Genomic DNA, 21,330 nt, shown 5'->3' on the forward strand with positions numbered 1-21,330 from the left:
TAGCCTGCTACTTTGTCCGGACACTAAGAAGAGTTTTATCAAATGGCCGAAAACCCCGTTTTTGAGCGTGCGACGCGATTCCTGTCGGCGTTGCGCCATTGTCAGGTACTCGGCATGCGCCTTCACAGCGCCAGCAGCGAAGGGCTGACGGTGATTCTGCCGTATAGCCCGCAGATCGTCGGCAACCCGCAAACCGGGGTGATTCATGGCGGTGCGCTGACCTCGCTGATGGACACCGCCTGCGGCATGGCCACTCTCTGCGTGCTGCCCGAGTTCGAAGTCTGCCCGACGCTCGACCTGCGCATCGACTACATGCATGCCGCCGAGCCGCACAAGGACGTTTACGGCTTCGCCCAATGCTACCGAGTGACTACCGATGTGATTTTTGCGCGCGGTTTTGCCTATCAGGACGACCCCGAACAGCCCATCGCCCACGTGGTGGGCACCTTCATGCGCATGGGCAAGGGCATCAAAGGTACTAAAAACTTTGGTGGTGTCATTGCCGGTGCCATTGTTGGAGTTGCGAAATGACCGACACGTTCAACGAACAGCTTCAACAGGCCCATGCGCAGGGGGACTACGCCGCGCTGCTGCAGCTGATTCCTTACGCCGAGCTGATCGGCGTCGAATGTTCGCGGGTAGGAGATGAGCTGCTGTTTCGTCTGCCGGCCAACAAGGACAACATTGGTAACCCTTTACTGCCAGCGATTCATGGTGGGGTGATTGCCGGGTTCATGGAACTCTCGGCGGCGCTGCATTTGTTGATTTTCACCGGCTCGCCCGGTGTGCCGAAGATTATCGACTTCTCCCTCGACTACCTGCGCGCGGGGCAGTTTCGCGATACCTGGGCCCGATGCCAGGTTTGTCGCCAGGGGCGGCGGGTCGCAAACGTGGCGATTACCGCCTGGCAAAGCACTGAAGCCGAGCCCATTGCCACGGCCCGGGCCCACTTCAAAATCGAAGAGCCCTTGAAATCCTGATCTCAGCCCCCAACTCTGAGGACAACCCGCCGCCGACCCTCAAGGTCGCGGCCACTGCCATCTGATTGGAGTTTGATGACCATGAGTGTGGAAACTCAAAAGGAAACCCTGGGCTTCCAGACCGAGGTGAAGCAGCTGCTGCACCTCATGATCCATTCGCTGTATTCCAACAAGGAAATCTTCCTTCGCGAATTGATCTCGAACGCCTCTGACGCTGTCGATAAATTACGTTTTGAAGCGCTGGCCAAGCCTGAATTGCTGGAAGGCGGCGCTGAACTGAAAATCCGTGTGAGCTTCGACAAGGACGCTAAAACCGTCACCCTCGAAGACAATGGCATCGGCATGAGCCGTGAAGATGCGGTCACTCACCTGGGCACCATCGCCAAGTCCGGCACCGCAGATTTCATGAAGCACCTGTCTGGCGATCAGAAAAAAGACTCGCACCTGATCGGTCAGTTCGGTGTCGGTTTCTACTCGGCGTTCATCGTCGCCGATAAAGTTGACGTATTCAGCCGCCGTGCCGGCCTCGCTGCCAGCGAAGGTGTGCACTGGTCGTCCAAGGGCGAAGGCGAATTTGAAATCGCCACCGTCGAGAAAGCTGATCGCGGCACCCGTATCGTTCTGCACCTGAAATCCGGTGAAGACGAGTTCGCCGATGGCTGGCGTCTGCGCAACATCATCAAGAAGTACTCCGACCACATCGCTCTGCCGATCGAGTTGCCGAAAGAAGTGGCAGCCGCCGAAGGCGAAGAGAAGCCTGCCGTTGAGTGGGAAACCGTCAACCGCGCCAGTGCCCTGTGGACTCGCCCTCGCACTGAAGTGAAGGACGAGGAATACCAGGAGTTCTACAAGCACGTCGCTCACGATTTCGAAAACCCGCTGAGCTGGAGCCACAACAAGGTCGAAGGCAAGCTCGAGTACACCTCGTTGCTTTATGTGCCGACCCGTGCTCCGTTCGATCTGTACCAGCGTGAAGCGCCGAAAGGCCTGAAGCTGTACGTGCAGCGCGTGTTCGTCATGGATCAGGCCGAGTCGTTCCTGCCGCTGTACCTGCGCTTCATCAAAGGCGTGGTCGATTCCAACGACCTGTCGCTGAACGTGTCGCGGGAAATCCTGCAGAAAGACCCGATCATCGACTCCATGAAGTCGGCGCTGACCAAGCGCGTTCTGGACATGCTGGAAAAACTGGCGAAGAACGAGCCTGAGCAATACAAAGGTTTCTGGAAGAACTTCGGTCAGGTCATGAAAGAAGGCCCGGCAGAAGACTTCGCCAACAAAGAAAAAATTGCCGGTCTGCTGCGTTTCGCGTCCACTCAGGGCGACGACGGCGAGCAGGTTGTAGGTCTGGCCGACTACCTGGCCCGTGCCAAGGAAGGTCAGGACAAGATCTACTACCTGACCGGCGAAACCTACGCGCAAGTCAAAAACAGCCCGCACCTGGAAGTCTTCCGCAAGAAAGGCATCGAAGTGCTGCTGCTGACCGACCGTATCGACGAGTGGCTGATGAGCTACCTCAACGACTTCGACGGCAAGAGCTTTGTCGACGTGGCGCGCGGTGACCTGGACCTCGGCAACCTGGATTCGGAAGAAGACAAGAAAGCCGCGGAAGAAGTCGCCAAGTCCAAAGAAGGCCTGGTTGAGCGTCTCAAGACCGCTTTGGGTGAGTCCGTTGCTGAAGTGCGGGTTTCCCATCGCCTGACCGATTCCCCGGCGATTCTGGCCATCGGCGAGCAGGACCTGGGCCTGCAAATGCGTCAGATCCTGGAAGCCAGCGGTCAGAAGGTTCCGGATTCGAAGCCGATCTTCGAATTCAACCCGGCTCACCCGTTGATCGAGAAGCTCGACAACGAGCAGAGCGACGAGCGCTTCGGCGACCTGTCGCACATTCTGTTCGATCAGGCGGCCCTGGCGGCCGGCGACAGCTTGAAAGACCCGGCCGCTTATGTGCGTCGTTTGAACAAGCTGCTGGTTGAACTGTCGGTTTAACCACGCTGTATAAAAACCCGCTTCGGCGGGTTTTTTCATTCTGGTGCTTTTTTACAGGGAGTCAGTCATGAGCCAAATCACTGTTCGATCCGTCGCCTATCAGATTGACGGCCAATCGTATGAAAGCCGTCTGGCCTTCGATGCTGACCATAAAGGCCCGCGTCCGGGTCTGTTGATGGCGCCGAACTGGATGGGCGTCAGCTTTGGCGCCGAGGAGATTGCCAAATCGGTGGCATCCAAGGGTTATGTGGTGCTGATCGCGGATCTGTACGGGCAATCGGTTCGTCCGCAGAACGGCGACGAGGCAGGCGCGGCGATGATGCCGCTGAAGAATGATCGCGCCTTACTGCGCAAACGCATGCAGGCAGCTTTCGAACAACTGCAAGGGCAGGGCGAGGCGGCGGTTGATACCTCGAAACTGGCGACTTTTGGTTTCTGCTTCGGTGGTTGCTGCGCGCTGGAGCTGGCGCGTAGCGGTGCGCCGGTGAAGGCTGCGGTGTCGTTCCACGGCACGCTGGATACGCCGAATGTGAACGATGCGAAAAGCATCAAGGGTTCGGTGCTGGTGCTGCATGGCGCTGCCGATCCATTGGTGCCGAAAGAGCAGCTGCCAGCGTTTGAAGCTGAGATGAATGCTGCCGGTGTGGATTGGCAATTGCTAAGCTATGGCGGCGCGGTGCATTCGTTCACCGACCCGCACGCCAACGTGCCGGGCATGATGATGTATGACGCGAAAACAGCGGCTCGCGCGTTCACGTCGATGCATAACTTGCTGGATGAAGTGTTCAAGGGCTGATTGCTCCTCGGAACAAAAGATCGCAGCCTCGTTTCACTCGACAGCTCCTACAGGGGGCGCGTACCTCTGTAGGAGCTGCCGAAGGCTGCGATCTTTTGATGTTTACGCGCTACGGCAACTCAATCCGCTCACTTTCCCCCGGCACCGTCGGCCAATCCCCGGCCGCCCAGCGCCGACGTGCTTCATCAATCAATGCCGGATCACTGGCCACGAAGTTCCAGTTGATCCGTCGTGGCCCGTCCAGTGGCGCTCCGCCAAACAGCACGGCATGGCAGTCACTCTCGGCGAACAGCGTCATCTCTTCCCCGGCCGGCAGCACCACTAGCGTGTAGGGCTCCAGCAACTCGCCATCAAGCTGCGCCTCGCCACTTAACACATACAGCGCCCGTTCTTCATGCTCGGTGGGAATCAGCAGCGTGGTCGCCGTTTGCAGGTTCAATTCGGCATACAGCGTAGGCGAAAGCACCGGGACCGGTGATTCAAGGCAAAAGCCCTTCCCGGCGATCATTCGTATCTTCACGCCAAGGTTTTCGCTGACGGGCAGCGTGGCTGCTGGATGGTGGCTGTAGTGTCCTGGACCGTGCTCACGGTCCTTGGGCGAAGCCAGCCAGATCTGTAAGCCGTGCATCGTACCGCCACTGTTCTTCAATGCTTCGGGCGTGCGTTCGACGTGGGCAATCGCACTGCCGGCGGTCATCCAGCTGACATCGCCGGCATTCACCACCTGATCGGAACCGAGGCTGTCCTTGTGCTGGATTTGCCCTTCAAACAGGTAGGTGAGGGTGGACAGCCCGATGTGCGGATGCTGACGGATGTTCATGCCTTTGCCCGGTGGATAACGGGTTTCGAGCATGTGGTCGAAAAACACGAAGGGCCCGACGTTGCGGCATTTGGCTGACGGCAAAGGGCGAAGGATCGGCTGGCCCTCGACATCTTCGGCGCGGGGGCGGATCACGAGCGGAGTGTTCATGGTGCATTCCAGGCTGAGCGGGTGACGCAGGGAGCATAACCCGCTTGCGCAGCCGTTGCCGCTATTGGCTAAAGGCGCCTTCGGACAGATGAGTTTCGATACTGACTTCAGAGGTGGTCATCAGCTTGTGTACCGGGCAGCGGTCGGCCACGCGGTGCAGCTCGTCGCGCTGGGCATCGGTGAGTACGCCCTTGAGCGTGAGTTTGACGTGCAGGGCATATTTGCCTTTCTGCTCTTCACTGTTGTCGCGCTTGACCTCGACCCCGACGCCGGTCAGTGGAATGCCCTTCTTCTTCGCATACAGTTTCAGGGTCAGGGCCTTGCAGGCGCCGAGGGCCGCGTCGAAATAGTCATGGGGCTCAGGTGCGGTGCCTTCACCACCACTGGACTTGGGGACATCGGCAAACAGTTCATGGTCATCGATCTGGACGCTGTGACGAAAACCTTCGGCGGAGACAGTATTGACGGTAACAGTCATGGGAAACCTCGCAGGGATCAGGAAAAGTCATTCGATCAAAAAAGACCCTGAATTTATAGAGCATTCCTTCACGTTCGCGTTCCTATTTCTTGCCGGACGATTTGGCCACAGCTCAAAGTTGTCATTGTCCTGTCCCCCCGCTTAACGCCAGACGAAAAAAAGCCCCGCGTTTGCGGGGCTTTCATGTCGGTCCGGATCAGCTGCCTTTGACCGTCTTGCCGTTGACCGTACCGTCGAGGAGCATGATGTTGTACTCCTTGCCGTCGGTTTCGACCTGTTGCAGACGGACCAGCAGGTAATCCCAATCCTTGGCGAACCACAGCACGGTGATGCGCTTGCTTTGTGTCGGATCGCGCACGCGCTCGACCTTGATCGCATCGATCTGGCCAGCCTTGGTGTCGACTTTCTCCGAACCCAGCACGCGGAAGTCATAGGTATCGACTTCGCCGGCATCGACGACCTGATAGCTCATGCTTTTCTTGCCGGCGGCCACGTCATGCTGCAGCGCCAGTTGATAGGTGGACTTGTCGACCATGCCGCGGTTGAGCGGGAGCTTGACGGCGTCACCGCGATCGGTGCCGGTGACCATCTTGTTGGTCCAGTCGAAATCCAGATCAGCCTTCTTGGCTTTGCCCAGGCCACCGCGTTCGAAGTGGTAGGACTGCGGCAGCAGCGTGTCCTTGTCCAGGGTCAGGGTGCTTTCTTCAGTCAGGCTGGCGATCATCATCGAGGCCTTGAAGCTGAGCTTCCAGGCGCCATTGGCTTGCTTGGTCAGGCTGCGCTCGGCGGTACCGCTCATGGGCAGCTGTTTCCAATCGGCGGTGTAGCTGGCGGAGAAGGGTTGAAGGTCTGCGGCCTGCGCAAACGGCAGGGCGAGCAGAGCGCAAGCGAAGAGCAGGGCACGACGCATAAAATCTCCTAGGTTCGAATCAAGTGGCCGCTGGCCGCGAGTAACTGTCCGTCCAGTAAAGCACCTTGTTCGCCGAGTGATAAACGGCCTTCGGCAAACCAGCGTACGGCCATCGGGTAGATCAGGTGTTCCTGGGTGTGGACTCGCTGCGCCAGACTCTGCGGCGAATCGTGCAACTCTACCGGTATTACTGCCTGTACGACCAGTGGTCCGCCATCGAGTTCCTCGGTGACGAAGTGCACGGAGCAGCCGTGTTCCGTATCGCCGGCCTCCAGCGCGCGCTGATGAGTGTGTAACCCTTTGTATTTGGGCAGCAGCGAGGGATGGATATTGAGCAGGCGACCCTGGTAATGGCGCACGAAGTCAGCGCTGAGAATGCGCATGAAGCCGGCCAGTACCACGAGTTTGGGGTTGAAGGCGTCGATCAGTTCGATCAGCGCGGCATCGAAGGCCTCGCGGCCCTCGAAAGCCTTGTGATCCAGGGTGCGGGTGTCGATACCCGCGTCCCTGGCGCGTTGCAGGCCGTAGGCGTCGGCGCGGTTGGAAATCACCGCAGCAATGCGGGCCGGGCTGTCGCCGGTCCGCGTGCTGTCGATCAAGGCCTGCAAGTTACTGCCGGTGCCGGACAGCAGCACCACCACATCACAGGTCTGGGACATTAATGAGCCTTGAGGTTCTTCAGTTCGACCTGAGCCGCGCCTTCGGCAGCGGTGGCGATCTGACCGATGACCCATGGCTGCTCGCCAGCTTCACGCAGGACGTTCAGCGCGGTTTCAACGTGCTCCTGGCTAACGCAGATGACCATGCCGACGCCGCAGTTCAGCACGCGGTGCATTTCTGTTTCGTCGACGTTGCCTTTCTCTTGCAGCCAGTCGAACACCGCCGGGCGGGTCCAGCTCGCGACGTCAACCACCGCTTGAGCGCCTTTTGGCAGCACGCGCGGGATGTTGTCCAGCAGGCCGCCACCGGTGATGTGGGCCATGGCTTTGACGGCGCCGGTGTCCTTGATCAGCTTGAGCAGCGGCTTCACGTAGATACGGGTCGGAGCCATCAGCAGGTCGGTCAGCGGTTTGCCGTCGAGCTGGATATTCTCGATGTCGGAACCCGACACTTCGATGATCTTGCGGATCAGCGAGTAGCCGTTGGAGTGCGGGCCGGAAGACGGCAGGGCGAGCAGGGCATCGCCGGCAGCGACTTTCGAACCGTCGATGATTTCGGATTTTTCCACGACGCCGACGCAGAAGCCGGCCAGGTCGTAGTCTTCACCTTCATACATGCCAGGCATTTCAGCGGTTTCGCCGCCGACCAGGGAGCAGCCGGACAGTTCACAGCCGGCGCCGATGCCGGTTACAACCTGAGCAGCGGTGTCGACGTTCAGTTTGCCAGTGGCGTAGTAGTCGAGGAAGAACAGCGGCTCAGCGCCGCAGACCACCAGGTCGTTCACGCACATGGCCACCAGGTCGATGCCGATGCTGTCGTGCTTGTTCAGGTTCAGCGCCAGGCGCAGCTTGGTGCCGACGCCGTCAGTGCCCGATACCAGCACCGGTTGTTTGTAACCGGCCGGGATTTCGCAGAGGGCGCCGAAACCGCCCAGGCCGCCCATGACTTCCGGGCGCGCAGTGCGCTTGGCGACGCTCTTGATGCGTTCGACCAATGCTTCACCGGCGTCGATGTCTACACCGGCGTCCTTGTAGCTCAGGGAGGGTTGCTTGCTCATGATCCAGGCCTTTAGGGGGGATTCAGGGGTAACGACCGAGTTCAGCGGGCCTGTCGAAATTGATGAGGCAATTGCCTCACGCGCTATTTCGACACCACCCGGCTGTAGCCGGTCTGCGAAGGCGCGCGATTTTATCAGGCTTGAGGGGCAGCGGCCATCCTCGTGCCGACGGGCAGGGGCATATCGCGTTAAAAAAACTGATATTGCTCGTGTTGGCGGCGTCCCACATGGCTGTATAAGGTACGACGTTAACCGTCTATCGTTATGACAGTGCGAAAACTTACCGCGATCGCGTGAATGTTTTGCTTGGGCCTGTGGTCACAACCCTGGCTCAATCGTCTTCATGCGGTCTGTTCCAGCCGCTCTTGTCGTCAGGAATCTTCCATGCGTTTTCTTAAATTCTTGTTCGTGGGCTGTTTATCCGTAGTCAGCCTGGCCAGCCATGCCGAAACCGTCAAAGGCCTCTATCAAGTGCGCCAACCGGTCAGCGGCCAGACACCGGAGGAGCGCGACCAAGCGACTCAGCAGGCGCTGGAAACGCTGGTGTTGCGCTTGACCGGCGATCCCAAGGCGGCGCAAAGCCCAGGCCTTGCGGCCGTGCGCAAAGACCCTCAGCAGATCATCAGTCAGTTCGGCTACGACGCCGGGCCGCCGCAAGTGCTGAAAGTCGATTTCGACCCGGCCACCACCGAGCAGGCCTTGCGTCGTGCCGGGCTGGCCGTGTGGGGGGCCAATCGGCCGTCGATCCTCGGCTGGTGGTTGAACGATTCCACCGAAGGTTCGAGCCTGGTCGGCGATGGTCAGGCCAGTGCTGCGCCTTTGCGTCGGGCGGCTCAGCACCGTGGCCTGCCGCTACGTTTGCCGCTGGCTGACCTGAATGAACAGATCGTCGCCACGGCACCGAATCTGGAAGGTGCCGACCCTGCGCCACTGCGCAGTGCCTCCGACCGTTACAATGCCGATGCCTTGCTGGCGGTGCATGCCCGTGAAGAAGGGGGGCAATGGCAAGCCAAGTGGCGACTGTGGCTGGGCGATCAGAAAGAGGCCGGTAGCGTGCAGGGCGCCGATACCACCGCCGTGGCCGATGCGGTGATGCTGGCGGTCAGCGAGCGTCTGGCGTCGCGTTTCGTCGCCAAGCCAGGTGCATCGGGCGAGCAATTGTTGGAAGTGCAGGGCATGAATCTGGAGCGTTATGCGACGCTTGGGCGTTTGTTGGAGCCTTTTGGCGCGCGTCTGCAAAGTGTCGATGGCGACCGCGTGCTTTATCGCGTCAACGGCAGCGCCGATCAGCTGCGAGCTCAGTTGTCCCTGGCGCAATTGCAGGAAGTTCCGGCCAGTCAGGCGCCGGCACCTGTTCAACCCGTGACTGCGGGTTCGGCGCCGGCCGCAGCGCCAGCGCCTGCCCCGACGCCGCAGTTGCATTTCCGTTGGTGAGTTTTTTCTTTATATAGAAGCAGGAGTGGTACATGGCCGATACGCGGCGTTGGTTCTGGCTCGGTGGGGTGGCCCTGCTTTGCGCGTTTGTTTACCTGTTGCATCCGATCCTGACGCCGTTCCTGGTGGCGCTGTTGCTGGCCTATCTGTTCGATCCGCTGGTGGATCGGCTGGAGACGTTCGGTCTGTCGCGGACCTGGGGCGTGGTGGCAGTGTTCGCGTTGTTCACGTTGATCCTCACCACGCTGTTGTTGGTGTTGGTGCCGATGCTCGCCAAGCAGCTGTTTCGCTTGTATGAACTGGCGCCGCAGATGCTCGACTGGTTGCAGCACACCGCGTTGCCGTGGGCGCAATCGAAGTTGGGTTTGTCAGAGGGCTTCTGGAAGTTCGATAAGCTCAAGGCGGCGATCAGCGAGCACATGGGCCAGACCACCGACATTGTCGGCGTGGTGCTGAGTCAGGCGACGGCTTCAGGCCTTGCGCTGATCGGCTGGCTGGCCAATCTGGTGCTGATCCCGGTGGTGAGTTTTTATCTTCTGCGCGACTGGGACCTGATGATGGCCAAGATCCGCAGTTTGCTGCCGCGTGATCGTGAAGAGCGTGTCATGTCCCTGGCCGGGGAATGCCATGAAGTGCTTGGGGCGTTTGTGCGCGGGCAGTTGCTGGTGATGCTGGCGCTGGGTGTGATCTACGCCGCTGGCTTGATGATCGTCGGGCTGGAACTGGGGTTGTTGATCGGTCTGATTGCCGGCCTGGCGGCGATCGTGCCGTACATGGGGTTTGTCATCGGAATTGGCGCGGCGTTGATTGCCGGCCTGTTCCAGTTCGGTGGCGATCTGTATCCCATGATCGGTATCGTTGCGGTGTTCATGGTCGGCCAGGCGCTGGAAGGCATGGTTCTGACGCCGTTGCTGGTGGGTGACCGGATCGGCCTGCACCCGGTGGCGGTGATCTTTGCGATTCTGGCCGGCGGCGAGCTGTTCGGTTTTACCGGTGTGCTACTGGCATTGCCGGTGGCGGCGGTGATCATGGTCCTGGTGCGCCATGTGCATGATTTGTATAAAGATTCGGATATCTACGGTGGTGTCGACGAGTCTGAGAAGTAAGGCTTCTTGATCGCTCGTCGCGGGCGGCCCGGTTTCACGCCGGGTTTGCCCGTATCCCTCGCGCGGCTGTCACATGCACCGCCAAAGAAACTGTCATAAAACCAGCATGTTAACGCAAACCTTTGATTTTGCTTGTGGTCTGTCGCATTGTGCCGTCAGCTTCACGGGTATAAACTTCGCAAACTTTACACAGAGGCCACTAACGGTTCCTTTGGAACTGTTCAGTCAGCATGAAACCGATTCAGCTGCCCCTAGGTGTGCGTCTGCGTGATGACGCCACCTTTATCAATTACTACCCAGGCGCCAATGCCGCTGCACTCGGCTATGTCGAGCGGCTGTGCGAAGCCGACGCCGGCTGGACGGAAAGCCTGATTTACCTCTGGGGCAAGCACGGGGTAGGGCGCACGCATTTGTTGCAGGCGGCTTGCCTGCGTTTCGAGCAGATGGGTGAACCGGCGGTGTATCTGCCGCTGGCCGAGTTGATGGACCGTGGCATCGAAATCCTCGACAACCTCGAACAATACGAACTGGTTTGCCTGGACGATTTGCAGGCGGTCGCCGGCAAGGCGGATTGGGAAGAGGCGTTGTTCCATCTGTTCAATCGTCTGCGTGACAGCGGGCGACGTCTGCTGATCGCTGCCTCGACATCCCCGCGCGAACTACCGGTGAAGCTGGCGGACCTCAAGTCGCGGCTGACACTGGCACTCATCTTCCAGATGCGTCCGCTCTCTGATGAAGACAAGTTGCGTGCCTTGCAGTTGCGCGCTTCCCGTCGTGGACTGCACCTGACTGACGAAGTCGGGCATTTTATTTTGACTCGCGGTACTCGCAGCATGAGTGCGCTTTTCGAGCTGCTTGAACGCCTCGATCAGGCCTCTCTTCAAGCTCAGCGCAAGCTGACAATCCCGTTCCTGAAAGAGACGTTGGGCTGGTAAAAGCCAGGTTTTTCGCGGGTTCCGGCATATTCCAGGCGTCAACAAATCCGCTTTCCTGCAGGGGGCAGGCTGCGCAAAGGTTCAAAATGGGCTTAAGCGCTTAGATGGAAACGAGAAACCGATAAGTCACATAAAGATCGATTGAATTTGCAAATGAGATCGATAGCGGGCATAGTCTCGGCTTCTTTACAACTATCAGCCACGGTCGTGCCCATGCTAAATCGCTTCGCACCCCTCGTGCCTCTCGCACTCGTCACCCTGTTGTTCGGTTGCGCTGCTCACTCTCCAGTGTCCCAGCAAGAGCCACAGCATCAGGTTTCAAATTCAGTTACCGCACAGTCTTCTTCCGTTCTTTTCCAGGAAGAGCTGGCAACCAATAAAGAACTGGCAGACTTCGCCGGCGGCAAGTCGTACCAGCTTCCGGTTCTGGCTGACAGCATCCTCGAGCGTGGCATGTCCTTGATCGGTACCCGTTACCGTTTCGGCGGCACCTCCGAGGCAGGCTTCGACTGCAGCGGTTTCATCGGTTATCTGTTTCGTGAAGAGGCTGGCATGAACCTGCCACGCTCCACTCGCGAAATGATCAACGTTGATGCTCCGCTGGTGGCTCGCAGCGCCCTCAAGCCGGGTGACCTGCTGTTCTTCGCTACCAATGGCCGTCGCGGTCGTGTCAGTCACGCCGGGATCTATGTGGGTGACAACCAGTTCATCCACTCCAGCAGCCGCAAAAGCGGTGGTGTCCGGGTCGATAGCCTGGGCGACAGCTACTGGAGCAAGACCTTCATCGAAGCCAAGCGTGCACTCGCAATGGCGCCGGCTGCAGCGCCTATCGTCACTGCGCGCAAATAAGCGGACAGTTTACAAGGCGAACTTAAAGTCTTACTTGAAGTTTGCCGCGTAGCCGCTAGAATCCTGATCTATTATTGATGGCAAACCGCCTGCGTTCTGCGCAGGCGGTTTTCTTTTCTGTCTTTGTGGCAGAAAAAAGCCGCAGCCAGATCAGGATGTTCTGTTTATGACGATGTCGGCCCGCCTCGCACTCATGTTCTTCGCAGCGCTGCTCAGCGCCTGCGCCAGCCGCACACCGCCTCCTGCGCCGGTGGTTCGCGCACCGATTGTTTTCGGTTCTCCCCAAGCCTTTTCCCCTGCGGCAGAAGACGTACTGTTTCGCGCGCTCGGTCTGGTGGGGACGCCTTATCGTTGGGGCGGCAACACGCCGGATTCCGGGTTCGATTGCAGCGGTTTGATCGGTTACGTCTATCGCGATGTCGCAGGCATTTCCTTGCCGCGGTCCACACGCGAGATGATCGGCATGCAGGCTCCCAACGTCGGCAAGGAAGGCCTGCAAACCGGCGACCTGATTTTCTTCGCCACCAATGGTGGCTCTCAGGTCAGCCATGCCGGGATCTATGTCGGCGAAGGGCGCTTCGTCCATGCACCGGCCACGGGCGGTACGGTCAAGCTGGACAGCTTGTCCAAGGCTTACTGGCAGAAAGCCTACCTGAGCGCCAAGCGCGTCCTGCAGCCCGAGCACTTGGCACATAATCCATAGCGGAGGTTGTCATGACCGCTCGCACGCTCTGTCGTAAATGCTGATCCCCTGTGGGAGCTCCCACAGGGTTATCGTCTTGCAGTAATCACATTATTTTGCCGCGCTAACGCGCCAAATCTTGTTCCCCACATCATCCGCCACCAGCAAGCCGCCCTGCTGATCGATCACCACGCCCACCGGCCGACCCATGGCTTTTCCCTCGTCGTTGAGGAAGCCGGTGAGCACATCCAGCGGCTGCCCGCTTGGTTTGCCGGCGCTGAACGGTACGAAAATCACTTTGTAGCCGCTGTGCGGTTTGCGGTTCCACGAGCCATGCTGGCCGATGAAGGCGCCTTGGGTGAACGGAGCGGGCAACTTGCTGCCTTCGGCGAATGTCAGGCCCAGCGATGCGGTATGGGGCCCCACTGCGTAGTCCGGTGCAATGGCCTTGGCGACCAAATCAGGGTTTTGTGGCTCGACGCGAACATCGACATGTTGCCCGTAATAGCTGTAAGGCCAGCCATAGAACCCGCCGTCCTTCACTGACGTGATGTAGTCCGGCACCAGGTCGCTGCCGATTTCGTCACGCTCGTTGACTGCGGTCCACAGAGCACCGCTTTGCGGCTCCCAGGCCAGGCCGTTCGGGTTACGAATCCCCGAGGCGAAGATTCGATGGTTGCCGGTGGCGCGATCCACTTCCCAGATCGCCGCGCGACCTTCCTCCTGATCCATGCCGTTTTCGCCGACGTTGCTGTTCGAGCCCACGGTGACGTACAGCTTGCTGCCGTCCTTGCTGGCGATGACATTTTTGGTCCAGTGGTGATTTCGCGTGCCGCCCGGCAAATCGACCACTTTGATTGGCTGTGACTTGATCGCTGTCTCGCCGTTTTCATAGTGAAAACGCAGCAAACGGTCGGTGTCGGCGACATACAGGTCTTTGCCAACCAGGGTCATGCCGAAAGGCGAGTTGAGGTTTTCCAGGAACACCGTGCGGGTTTCGGCGACGCCGTCGTGGTCCTTGTCCCGCAGCAGAGTGATGCGGTTCGGGCTGGGGACGCCGGCTCCGGCGCGGCCCATGACTTTGCCCATGATCCAGCCGCGAATGCCATTGCTGTCATCGGATTTGGACGGCGCGTTGGTTTCGGCCACCAGTACGTCGCCGTTGGGCAGCACGTAGAGCCAGCGTGGGTGTTCGAGGCCTTCGGCAAACGCTACTACTTGAGTGCCTGCGGCGGCGACGGGTTTTTTACCCTGAGGCCAGCCGATCGCCGGGGCGATGTTCACCGTCGGGATCAGGGTTTTGTTCGGTTCCGGCAGCTTGGGCGACGGTCCGGTGCCGTCCGAGACTTGCAGGCTGGAGGTTTCACCACAGGCGGCGAGCCCTCCGGCGAGCGCGATGATGAAAATGAGCTGGGGTTTGCGCATTACTGATCTTCCCTATGAATGCATTGACGTAATCATAGAGAAGCGTAAACACCCGATGGTTCAACCGGTCAGCCGCGGGCCTCCTTGAACAGCACTGCGATCCCCGGATGGTAGTTGCCGGCTTCATTGCGCAACTTGCGGTAGGCGTAAGGGAAATACCAGGCCACGGCGCAGGTGTGTTCCTTTTGCAGGTCGTCGAGCATGTCCTGGAGTTCTTCTGGGGTAGCGCTGTGCTGGGCTTTTTGTGGGGCGACAAACAGGCAGCCGAGTTTCAGGTCGCTGGCGTAGCTGATGCGCTTCGCGTCGCTGGTGATGTCCGCCAGTGCCTGGGTCAGGTTCAAGCTATTGACCCGTGGCCAGCGCTGGGTGGCCTGCAGGTAAGCGCGTTCTTCGCTGGTAGCGATAAACAGATCGGCGCGGGCGTTGCGTTCGCCTTCTTCGGTCTGTTTGCGCGACGGTGTTTGCTGCAGCGTGACCATTTCCGCCATCCAGGCTGCGGCAGAGAGCAGGCCGAGGTTGGCGTTTTCGTCGTACCAGTAAGGCGTATCGTTATCGCCGCGCACGGCGTTGTAGCGGTCGATACAGTCAAACCAGCGTTCCAGCACCGGGCGCAGGAATTCCAGCTTCGGATTGCTGATGATCATGCCTTGCATGTGGCTCACCCTTGTTATTGTGTTATGAGGTTGTGGCTCTTTGATATCACTGCTGGCAGTGTGGCACAAGATTGGCGTCAGATAATTGATCGGCGGCAGTTATTCGCCGCAAGGCGTCCCGTCTTTAATTGACGCTCCACCCCCAACCCTCTAACCTTCGCGGCTTGTTTCAGGTGCTCTGTGGCCTTGGTCGACAGAGTGAAACAGGGAAGCCGGTGAGTGGATTTCTTCCAGCGAAGAATGATCACGATCCCGGCGCTGCCCCCGCAACGGTAAATGAGTGAAGACTGCGCATTGAGCCACTGTGTCTATTTTTGGCATGGGAAGGCGCGCCGTCGGGCCAATCGCCGCTCATGAGCCCGGAGACCGGCCTGATCCATTCAGCGGCATCACGGTGGGCGATGCCAGGCTTCTTGCCGTCTATTCTTGTGCCTGCCCGCCGTTATCCAGCCTCAACGGAGAGCTCCCCCATGACTGATACCCCCGATCGTGACGAACGCCATCTGGCGCGCATGCTGCGCAAAAAAGCCGTGATCGACGAACGCATCGCCAATTCGCCGAATGAATGCGGCCTGCTGCTGGTGCTGAGCGGCAACGGTAAAGGCAAAAGCAGTTCGGCGTTCGGCATGCTGGCGCGCTCCATGGGCCACGGCATGCAATGCGGCGTGGTGCAGTTCATCAAGGGGCGCAGCAGCACCGGCGAGGAATTGTTCTTCCGGCGTTTTCCGGAGCAAGTGCGTTTTCATGTGATGGGCGAGGGCTTCACCTGGGAAACCCAGGACCGCCAGCGTGACATCGCCGCCGCCGAAGCTGCGTGGGCGGTGTCCCGCGAACTGTTGAGCGATCCGTCGATTGGCCTGGTGGTACTCGATGAATTGAACATCGCCCTCAAGCACGGCTACCTCGATCTCGATCAGGTGCTCAGCGACTTGCAGGCCCGTCCGCCGATGCAGCATGTGGTGGTCACTGGCCGTGGCGCCAAACCGGAGATGATCGAACTGGCTGACACCGTCACCGAAATGGGCATGATCAAGCACGCTTTCCAGGCCGGGATCAAAGCGCAAAAAGGCGTCGAGTTGTGAATCAACCACGTCAATGCCCGGCGGTACTGATTGCCGCGCCGGCCTCCGGTCAGGGCAAGACCACCGTCACCGCCGCGCTCGCCCGTTTGCATCGCAATCAGGGGCGCAAGGTGCGCGTGTTCAAATGCGGCCCGGACTTTCTCGACCCGATGATTCTCGAGCGCGCCAGCGGTGCGCCGGTTTATCAACTGGACATGTGGATGGTCGGCGAGCAGGAAAGTCGTCGCCTGTTGTGGGAAGCCGCTGGCGAAGCCGATCTGATCCTCATCGAAGGCGTCATGGGGCTGTTCGACGGTACACCGTCCAGTGCCGACCTGGCGCGGCATTTTGGTGTGCCGGTGCTCGGCGTGATTGACGGCACCGCGATGGCGCAGACCTTTGGCGCACTGGCCCTGGGGCTTGCGCGCTATCAGCCGGATTTGCCGTTTGCCGGTGTGTTGGCCAACCGGGTTGGCACCCTGCGTCATGCGCAATTGCTCGAAGGCAGTCTGACAGAAGGCTTGCGTTGGTACGGCGCGTTGTCCCGGGAGACCGGCATCGAATTGCCGAGTCGGCACCTCGGTCTGGTACAGGCCAGCGAATTGAATGATCTCGATCTGCGCCTCGATGCAGCCGCCGCCTCGCTGGCCAGCAGTTGCGATGTGGCGTTGCCGCCGGCCGTGGAATTCGCCGCACCTGAAGTGATCGCCGCCGAACCGTTGCTGGCCGGTGTGCGGATTGCCGTGGCCCGGGACGAAGCCTTCGCGTTTACCTACGGCGCGAGCCTGGATCTGCTGCGGGCCATGGGCGCCGAGTTGTCTTTCTTCTCGCCGATCCGCGACCGCGAGTTGCCGGCGGCAGACAGCCTTTATCTGCCGGGCGGTTACCCTGAATTGCACCATGTGGCGTTGTCACAAAACACGCCAATGCTGACCGCCATTCGCGATCACCACGCGGCGGGCAAACCGTTGCTGGCCGAGTGTGGCGGCATGTTGTACCTGCTGGACTCGTTGACCGATGTCGAGGGCACTCGCGCTGAATTGGCTGGCTTGCTGACCGGTGATGCGGTGATGCAGAAGCGTTTGGCGGCGTTGGCTTTGCAGGCGGTGGAACTGCCTGAAGGTTTGCTGCGTGGACACACTTATCACCACTCGCTGACCAGCACCGAGCTTGAGCCGATTGCGCGTGGCCTGAGCCCCAATGGCGGGCGAGGGGCGGAGGCGGTTTATCGTGAGGGGCGGATGACGGCCTCTTATGTGCACTTTTATTTTCCGTCCAACCCGGCGGCGATTGCTGCGTTGTTGGCGCCCGATCGTGAAGCCGCCATCGCGAGCAGGCCATGACAGAAAACGCCTTTTCCGAAGCCGAGCGCGATGCGGTCTACCGAGCCATCGGCGAACGCCGTGACATGCGCCACTTCAGTGGCGGCACAGTCGAGCCCGAGTTACTGAGGCGCCTGCTCGAAGCCGCGCACCAGGCGCCGAGCGTCGGCCTGATGCAGCCCTGGCGGTTCATCCGCATCAGCGACCGGGCGCTGCGCGGCAAGATCCAGCAACTGGTGGAGGAAGAACGCGTCCGCACCGCCGAAGCCCTCGGCGAGCGCTCCGACGAATTCATGAAGCTCAAGGTCGAAGGCATCCAAGACTGCGCCGAAGTGCTGGTCGCTGCGCTGATGGACGATCGCGAACGGCACATTTTCGGGCGTCGTACGTTGCCGGAAATGGACATGGCCTCGCTGTCCTGTGCCATCCAGAACCTTTGGCTGGCGTCCCGCGCCGAAGGCCTGGGCATGGGCTGGGTGTCGCTGTTCGAACCGCAAGCCTTGGCTAACCTGTTGGGTTTACCGGTCGGGGCCAAGCCTTTAGCCGTTCTTTGCCTGGGGCCGGTCAAGGAATTCTATCCAGCGCCGATGCTGGTACTCGAAGGCTGGGCGCAAGCGCGTCCGCTCAACGAGTTGCTGTATGAAAATTATTGGGGAGTGAGTCAATGAGTGTGGCGTTGTTGAGTGTCGCCGCGGTCGCGCTGGATGCGCTGCTGGGTGAACCCAAGCGCTGGCATCCGCTGGTGGCGTTCGGTCGTTTTGCCGATCGCATCGAACAACGTTTCAACTCCGCTGGCCGCGGCTGGCGCAGTCACGGGGTGACGGCTTGGGTGATGGCGGTCGTGCCGCTGACCTTGCTGGTCACCGCGCTGTCCTGGGCACCTTACGTTGGCTGGATCGTCGAGATTCTCGCGCTCTATTGCGCGCTTGGCATGCGCAGCCTCGGCGAGCATGTCGAGCCGGTGGCCAAGGCCCTGCGCAGCGATGATCTGGTTGAGGCGCGCACACGTGTCGGTTATCTGGTCAGCCGCCAGACCAGCGAACTGGACAAAACCGAAGTCGCCCGCGCCGCCACCGAATCGGTGTTGGAGAACGGCAGCGATGCAGTGTTCGCCGCGCTGTTCTGGTTTGCTGTGGCGGGTGCGCCCGGTGTGGTGCTCTATCGTCTGAGCAACACCCTGGATGCGATGTGGGGTTATCGCAATGAGCGCTTCGAGCGTTTCGGCTGGGCTGCCGCAAAGATCGACGATGTCCTCAACTACATTCCTGCACGCCTGGTGGCGTTGACCTACGCACTGTTGGGCAAAACCCGACTGGCGCTGAAATGCTGGCGCACCCAGGGGCCGACCTGGGACAGCCCGAATGCCGGGCCGGTGATGGCGGCTGGTGCCGGTGCGTTGGGTGTCGAGTTGGGCGGGGCGGCGATTTATCACGGCGAACTGCATCAGCGTCCGCAGTTGGGCGAAGGCGTGCTGGCGGATGCCGACTCCATCGATCGTGGCTGGCAATTGGTCCAGCGCGGGGTATGGTTATGGCTGCTGATTCTCTGCGTGGGGGCTGAATTCTATGCTTGAGCACGGTGGCCGGTTGCGCAAGGCAGCACTTGAATACGGTATCGCCGAAGCCGATTGGCTCGACCTGTCCAGTGGTCTTGCGCCCTGGCCATTCCCGGTTCCGGATATCCCGCTGCGGGCCTGGGCACGTCTGCCGGAAACCGATGACGGTCTGGAGCAAGCCGCCTGCGACTATTACGGTGCGGCTCAGGTGTTGCCAGTGGCCGGTTCACAAATGGCGATTCAGTTGCTGCCGCGTTTGCGCCGGGCCGGCAAGGTCGGTGTGCTGTCGCCGTGTTACGCCGAGCACGCCGAAGCCTGGCGCCGCAACGGTTATGTCGTGCGTGAAGTCCTGGAGTCGGAAGTCGATTTCTTTCTCGACAACCTCGACGTGCTGGTGGTGGTCAATCCGAACAATCCCACTGGCCTGAGCCTGACCCCGGCCCGTCTGCTGGATTGGCATGCGCGGCTGGCCCAGCGCGGTGGCTGGCTGGTGGTGGACGAGGCGTTCATGGACAACACACCGCATTTGAGTCTGGCGCCGTTCACCAACCAGATCGGCTTGATCGTGCTGCGTTCCTTCGGCAAGTTTTTCGGCCTGGCCGGTGTGCGGTTGGGGTTTGTGCTGGCCGAGCGCAAGTTGCTCAAACTGCTGGCCGAGCAAGTCGGGCCCTGGGCGGTCAGTGGGCCGACCCGCGTACTGGGCCAGGCTTGCCTGACGGATACGGACGGGCACACCCGACAGCGCATTCGCACTGACGAAGCTGGCGAGCGTCTGGCGCTGCTGCTTGAGCAGTATGGTTTCAAGCCTCAGGGCGGCTGTGCGTTGTTCCAGTGGCTGATCACCGAGCGCGCCGAAGCGCTGCATGAATTCATGGCCCGGCGCGGCATTCTGCTGCGGTTGTTCACCCACAACAGCAGCCTGCGTTTTGGTTTACCTGCGGATGAAGCGGACTGGTCGCGCCTCGAACAAGCCCTGCAAATCTATGCCAAGGAAAACCCATGACAACGTTGATGGTGCAAGGCACCACATCCGACGCCGGTAAAAGCACGCTGGTGACGGCGTTGTGTCGCTGGGTCACGCGTCAGGGCGTGAGCGTCGTGCCGTTCAAGCCGCAGAACATGGCCCTCAACAGTGCGGTGACCGCCGACGGTGGCGAGATCGGTCGCGCTCAGGCGGTGCAGGCCCAGGCTTCAAACCTTGAACCGCACACCGACATGAACCCGGTGCTGCTTAAACCCAACAGTGATACCGGCGCCCAAGTGATCATCCATGGTCGCGCCGTCACCACCATGAATGCCGTGGCCTATCACGACTACAAAGCCATCGCCATGCAGGCGGTGCTGGCCTCCCATGAACGGCTGAGCGCGGCGTATCCGCTGGTGATGGTCGAAGGGGCGGGCTCGCCGGCCGAGATCAACCTGCGTGCCGGCGACATCGCCAACATGGGGTTTGCCGAGGCGGTGGACTGCCCGGTGGTGCTGATTGCCGACATCAATCGCGGCGGAGTTTTCGCGCATTTGGTCGGTACGCTGGAGCTGCTGTCGCCGAGCGAACAGGCGCGGGTCAAAGGCTTCATCATCAACCGCTTTCGCGGCGACATCGCCTTGCTGCAACCGGGGCTGGACTGGCTGGAGGCGCGCACCGGCAAACCGGTGATCGGCGTGTTGCCGTATGTGATGGACCTGCACCTGGAGGCCGAGGACGGCCTCGATCAGCGTCAAGCCGACAAGGCCGATCAAGTGCTCAACGTGGTGGTGCCGGTACTGCCGCGCATCAGCAACCACACCGATTTCGATCCACTGCGCCTGCATCCGCAGGTGGACCTGCAATTCATCGGCCCCGGCCAGGCGATTCCACCGGCCGATCTGATAATTCTCCCCGGCTCGAAAAGCGTGCGCAGCGACCTCGCGTACCTGCGGAACAACGGTTGGGACACGGCCATCTCTCGGCACTTGCGCTACGGCGGCAAAGTGCTGGGGATCTGTGGTGGCCTGCAAATGCTCGGCGAGCAGGTGCATGACCCTCTGGGCCTCGAAGGCGCGGCGGGTTCCAGTGCCGGTTTGGGTTTGCTGGCGTTCGAAACGCAGCTCGAAGAAGAGAAGCAGTTGCGCAACGTGCGTGGGCGTCTGGCGCTGGAAGATGCGCAGGTCAGCGGCTATGAAATTCATGCCGGCGTGACCACCGGGTCGGCGCTGGAAAACGCTGCCGTGCAGCTGGACGATGGTCGCTGCGATGGTGCGCAAAGTGCCGATGGGCAGATTTTCGGTACGTACCTGCATGGCCTGTTCGAATCACCGGCGGCGTGCAGTGCACTATTGCGCTGGGCTGGTTTGCAGGAGGTGCAGGAGGTGGATTACCACGGGTTGCGCGAGCGCGATATCGAGCGGTTGGCGGATCTGGTGGAGAAGCATCTGGATACCTCTCTGTTGCGTGAACTCTGCGGTTTTTGAGGTGGCTGCACTGGCCTCAT

The 21,330-nt window shown here is 60.3% G+C and carries 22 protein-coding genes and 1 riboswitch; of the genes, 15 read left to right on the plus strand and 7 right to left on the minus strand.

Features of this window, described 5'->3' with window-relative positions; genetic code table 11:
• Positions 1–42 precede the first annotated feature (42 nt).
• From JUI81_RS24160 to JUI81_RS24175, 4 genes are all read left to right on the plus strand, one after another.
• Entirely contained in the window at positions 43–531 is a 489-nt protein-coding gene (locus tag JUI81_RS24160; RefSeq protein WP_028940021.1) for a PaaI family thioesterase, read from the plus strand.
• Positions 528–980, plus strand: coding sequence for a PaaI family thioesterase (locus JUI81_RS24165; protein ID WP_028940022.1), 453 nt, complete (start codon positions 528–530; stop codon positions 978–980). Before JUI81_RS24160 ends, JUI81_RS24165 begins: the two co-directional genes overlap by 4 nt.
• A gap of 81 nt (positions 981–1,061) precedes the next feature.
• On the plus strand, positions 1,062–2,966 hold the full coding sequence (gene htpG, locus JUI81_RS24170) for a molecular chaperone HtpG (protein WP_028940023.1): 1,905 nt from the start codon (positions 1,062–1,064) through the stop codon (positions 2,964–2,966).
• 67 nt (positions 2,967–3,033) lie between these two features.
• Positions 3,034–3,762 (plus strand): dienelactone hydrolase family protein, encoded by a 729-nt coding sequence (locus tag JUI81_RS24175; RefSeq protein WP_019579628.1) that lies wholly within the window; start codon positions 3,034–3,036, stop codon positions 3,760–3,762.
• A gap of 109 nt (positions 3,763–3,871) precedes the next feature.
• On the opposite strand, the gene JUI81_RS24180 is transcribed toward JUI81_RS24175, so the two are convergent.
• From JUI81_RS24180 to purM, 5 genes are all read right to left on the minus strand, one after another.
• The gene (locus JUI81_RS24180; protein WP_019579629.1) at positions 3,872–4,732 is read right to left on the minus strand and encodes a pirin family protein; all 861 of its coding nucleotides are present in this window, start codon (positions 4,730–4,732) and stop codon (positions 3,872–3,874) included.
• 61 nt (positions 4,733–4,793) lie between these two features.
• Positions 4,794–5,210: an OsmC family protein gene (locus JUI81_RS24185; protein WP_007936063.1), complete on the minus strand. Its 417-nt coding sequence runs from the start codon at positions 5,208–5,210 to the stop codon at positions 4,794–4,796.
• Between the two features lie 196 nt (positions 5,211–5,406).
• Positions 5,407–6,120, minus strand: coding sequence for a DUF3108 domain-containing protein (locus JUI81_RS24190; RefSeq protein ID WP_019579630.1), 714 nt, complete (start codon positions 6,118–6,120; stop codon positions 5,407–5,409).
• Positions 6,121–6,128: 8 nt separating this feature from the next.
• Positions 6,129–6,779, minus strand: coding sequence for a phosphoribosylglycinamide formyltransferase (gene purN, locus JUI81_RS24195; protein WP_018925121.1), 651 nt, complete (start codon positions 6,777–6,779; stop codon positions 6,129–6,131).
• Positions 6,779–7,837, minus strand: a complete 1,059-nt coding sequence (gene purM / locus JUI81_RS24200; protein WP_019579631.1) for a phosphoribosylformylglycinamidine cyclo-ligase — start codon at positions 7,835–7,837, stop codon at positions 6,779–6,781. Before purM ends, purN begins: the two co-directional genes overlap by 1 nt.
• Positions 7,838–8,221: 384 nt before the next feature.
• On the opposite strand from purM, the gene JUI81_RS24205 reads away from it, so the two are divergent.
• The 5 genes from JUI81_RS24205 (at position 8,222) to JUI81_RS24225 (ending at position 12,864) form a co-directional block, all read left to right on the plus strand.
• On the plus strand, positions 8,222–9,271 hold the full coding sequence (locus tag JUI81_RS24205) for a DUF2066 domain-containing protein (protein ID WP_204125197.1): 1,050 nt from the start codon (positions 8,222–8,224) through the stop codon (positions 9,269–9,271).
• Between the two features lie 32 nt (positions 9,272–9,303).
• Positions 9,304–10,377 carry an AI-2E family transporter gene (locus tag JUI81_RS24210; RefSeq protein ID WP_204125198.1) on the plus strand — a complete coding sequence of 358 codons (1,074 nt, stop codon included), beginning with the start codon at positions 9,304–9,306 and terminating at the stop codon, positions 10,375–10,377.
• Positions 10,378–10,607: 230 nt separating this feature from the next.
• Positions 10,608–11,312 carry a DnaA regulatory inactivator Hda gene (gene hda / locus JUI81_RS24215; RefSeq protein ID WP_007936072.1) on the plus strand — a complete coding sequence of 235 codons (705 nt, stop codon included), beginning with the start codon at positions 10,608–10,610 and terminating at the stop codon, positions 11,310–11,312.
• Positions 11,313–11,525: 213 nt separating this feature from the next.
• A complete protein-coding gene (locus tag JUI81_RS24220) occupies positions 11,526–12,161 on the plus strand; it encodes a C40 family peptidase (RefSeq protein ID WP_019579634.1) in 636 nt (211 codons plus the stop codon).
• A gap of 166 nt (positions 12,162–12,327) precedes the next feature.
• Complete coding sequence (locus JUI81_RS24225) at positions 12,328–12,864, plus strand: C40 family peptidase (protein WP_019579635.1); 537 nt, start codon at positions 12,328–12,330, stop codon at positions 12,862–12,864.
• 90 nt (positions 12,865–12,954) lie between these two features.
• Here JUI81_RS24225 and JUI81_RS24230 read toward each other — a convergent pair whose 3' ends face one another.
• Together JUI81_RS24230 and JUI81_RS24235 are read right to left on the minus strand one after the other, a co-directional pair.
• Positions 12,955–14,268: a sorbosone dehydrogenase family protein gene (locus JUI81_RS24230; protein WP_204125199.1), complete on the minus strand. Its 1,314-nt coding sequence runs from the start codon at positions 14,266–14,268 to the stop codon at positions 12,955–12,957.
• Between the two features lie 68 nt (positions 14,269–14,336).
• Positions 14,337–14,921: a hypothetical protein gene (locus JUI81_RS24235; protein WP_019579637.1), complete on the minus strand. Its 585-nt coding sequence runs from the start codon at positions 14,919–14,921 to the stop codon at positions 14,337–14,339.
• A gap of 154 nt (positions 14,922–15,075) precedes the next feature.
• Positions 15,076–15,311: riboswitch (cobalamin riboswitch) on the plus strand.
• Between the two features lie 80 nt (positions 15,312–15,391).
• Here JUI81_RS24235 and cobO point away from each other — a divergent pair.
• Genes cobO through JUI81_RS24265 form a run of 6 tightly spaced genes read left to right on the plus strand, consistent with a single transcriptional unit; the run spans position 15,392 to position 21,310 of the window.
• Positions 15,392–16,003 (plus strand): cob(I)yrinic acid a,c-diamide adenosyltransferase, encoded by a 612-nt coding sequence (gene cobO / locus JUI81_RS24240; protein ID WP_007936078.1) that lies wholly within the window; start codon positions 15,392–15,394, stop codon positions 16,001–16,003.
• The gene (locus JUI81_RS24245) at positions 16,000–17,325 is read left to right on the plus strand and encodes a cobyrinate a,c-diamide synthase (protein ID WP_204125200.1); all 1,326 of its coding nucleotides are present in this window, start codon (positions 16,000–16,002) and stop codon (positions 17,323–17,325) included. The genes cobO and JUI81_RS24245 overlap by 4 nt, the downstream gene beginning before the upstream one ends.
• On the plus strand, positions 17,322–17,972 hold the full coding sequence (gene bluB, locus JUI81_RS24250) for a 5,6-dimethylbenzimidazole synthase (RefSeq protein WP_019648163.1): 651 nt from the start codon (positions 17,322–17,324) through the stop codon (positions 17,970–17,972). Before JUI81_RS24245 ends, bluB begins: the two co-directional genes overlap by 4 nt.
• Positions 17,969–18,877, plus strand: coding sequence for an adenosylcobinamide-phosphate synthase CbiB (cbiB, locus tag JUI81_RS24255; RefSeq protein WP_204125201.1), 909 nt, complete (start codon positions 17,969–17,971; stop codon positions 18,875–18,877). Before bluB ends, cbiB begins: the two co-directional genes overlap by 4 nt.
• Positions 18,870–19,862 (plus strand): threonine-phosphate decarboxylase CobD, encoded by a 993-nt coding sequence (cobD, locus tag JUI81_RS24260; protein ID WP_204125202.1) that lies wholly within the window; start codon positions 18,870–18,872, stop codon positions 19,860–19,862. Before cbiB ends, cobD begins: the two co-directional genes overlap by 8 nt.
• On the plus strand, positions 19,859–21,310 hold the full coding sequence (locus JUI81_RS24265) for a cobyric acid synthase (RefSeq protein ID WP_204125203.1): 1,452 nt from the start codon (positions 19,859–19,861) through the stop codon (positions 21,308–21,310). Before cobD ends, JUI81_RS24265 begins: the two co-directional genes overlap by 4 nt.
• The last annotated feature ends 20 nt before the right edge of the window (positions 21,311–21,330 follow it).

The organism is Pseudomonas sp. 008, from assembly GCF_016861935.1.
Lineage (GTDB): Bacteria > Pseudomonadota > Gammaproteobacteria > Pseudomonadales > Pseudomonadaceae > Aquipseudomonas.

What these genes read in the sequence shown, in the direction of transcription:
- JUI81_RS24160 (WP_028940021.1), top strand. Translation starts at nt 43, where the DNA reads ATGGCCGAAAACCCCGTTTTTGAGCGTGCGACGCGATTCCTGTCGGCG.
- JUI81_RS24165 (WP_028940022.1), top strand. Translation starts at nt 528, where the DNA reads ATGACCGACACGTTCAACGAACAGCTTCAACAGGCCCATGCGCAGGGG.
- htpG (WP_028940023.1), top strand. Translation starts at nt 1,062, where the DNA reads ATGAGTGTGGAAACTCAAAAGGAAACCCTGGGCTTCCAGACCGAGGTG.
- JUI81_RS24175 (WP_019579628.1), top strand. Translation starts at nt 3,034, where the DNA reads ATGAGCCAAATCACTGTTCGATCCGTCGCCTATCAGATTGACGGCCAA.
- JUI81_RS24180 (WP_019579629.1), bottom strand. Translation starts at nt 4,732, where the DNA reads ATGAACACTCCGCTCGTGATCCGCCCCCGCGCCGAAGATGTCGAGGGC.
- JUI81_RS24185 (WP_007936063.1), bottom strand. Translation starts at nt 5,210, where the DNA reads ATGACTGTTACCGTCAATACTGTCTCCGCCGAAGGTTTTCGTCACAGC.
- JUI81_RS24190 (WP_019579630.1), bottom strand. Translation starts at nt 6,120, where the DNA reads ATGCGTCGTGCCCTGCTCTTCGCTTGCGCTCTGCTCGCCCTGCCGTTT.
- purN (WP_018925121.1), bottom strand. Translation starts at nt 6,779, where the DNA reads ATGTCCCAGACCTGTGATGTGGTGGTGCTGCTGTCCGGCACCGGCAGT.
- purM (WP_019579631.1), bottom strand. Translation starts at nt 7,837, where the DNA reads ATGAGCAAGCAACCCTCCCTGAGCTACAAGGACGCCGGTGTAGACATC.
- JUI81_RS24205 (WP_204125197.1), top strand. Translation starts at nt 8,222, where the DNA reads ATGCGTTTTCTTAAATTCTTGTTCGTGGGCTGTTTATCCGTAGTCAGC.
- JUI81_RS24210 (WP_204125198.1), top strand. Translation starts at nt 9,304, where the DNA reads ATGGCCGATACGCGGCGTTGGTTCTGGCTCGGTGGGGTGGCCCTGCTT.
- hda (WP_007936072.1), top strand. Translation starts at nt 10,608, where the DNA reads ATGAAACCGATTCAGCTGCCCCTAGGTGTGCGTCTGCGTGATGACGCC.
- JUI81_RS24220 (WP_019579634.1), top strand. Translation starts at nt 11,526, where the DNA reads ATGCTAAATCGCTTCGCACCCCTCGTGCCTCTCGCACTCGTCACCCTG.
- JUI81_RS24225 (WP_019579635.1), top strand. Translation starts at nt 12,328, where the DNA reads ATGACGATGTCGGCCCGCCTCGCACTCATGTTCTTCGCAGCGCTGCTC.
- JUI81_RS24230 (WP_204125199.1), bottom strand. Translation starts at nt 14,268, where the DNA reads ATGCGCAAACCCCAGCTCATTTTCATCATCGCGCTCGCCGGAGGGCTC.
- JUI81_RS24235 (WP_019579637.1), bottom strand. Translation starts at nt 14,921, where the DNA reads ATGCAAGGCATGATCATCAGCAATCCGAAGCTGGAATTCCTGCGCCCG.
- cobO (WP_007936078.1), top strand. Translation starts at nt 15,392, where the DNA reads ATGACTGATACCCCCGATCGTGACGAACGCCATCTGGCGCGCATGCTG.
- bluB (WP_019648163.1), top strand. Translation starts at nt 17,322, where the DNA reads ATGACAGAAAACGCCTTTTCCGAAGCCGAGCGCGATGCGGTCTACCGA.
- cbiB (WP_204125201.1), top strand. Translation starts at nt 17,969, where the DNA reads ATGAGTGTGGCGTTGTTGAGTGTCGCCGCGGTCGCGCTGGATGCGCTG.
- cobD (WP_204125202.1), top strand. Translation starts at nt 18,870, where the DNA reads ATGCTTGAGCACGGTGGCCGGTTGCGCAAGGCAGCACTTGAATACGGT.
- JUI81_RS24265 (WP_204125203.1), top strand. Translation starts at nt 19,859, where the DNA reads ATGACAACGTTGATGGTGCAAGGCACCACATCCGACGCCGGTAAAAGC.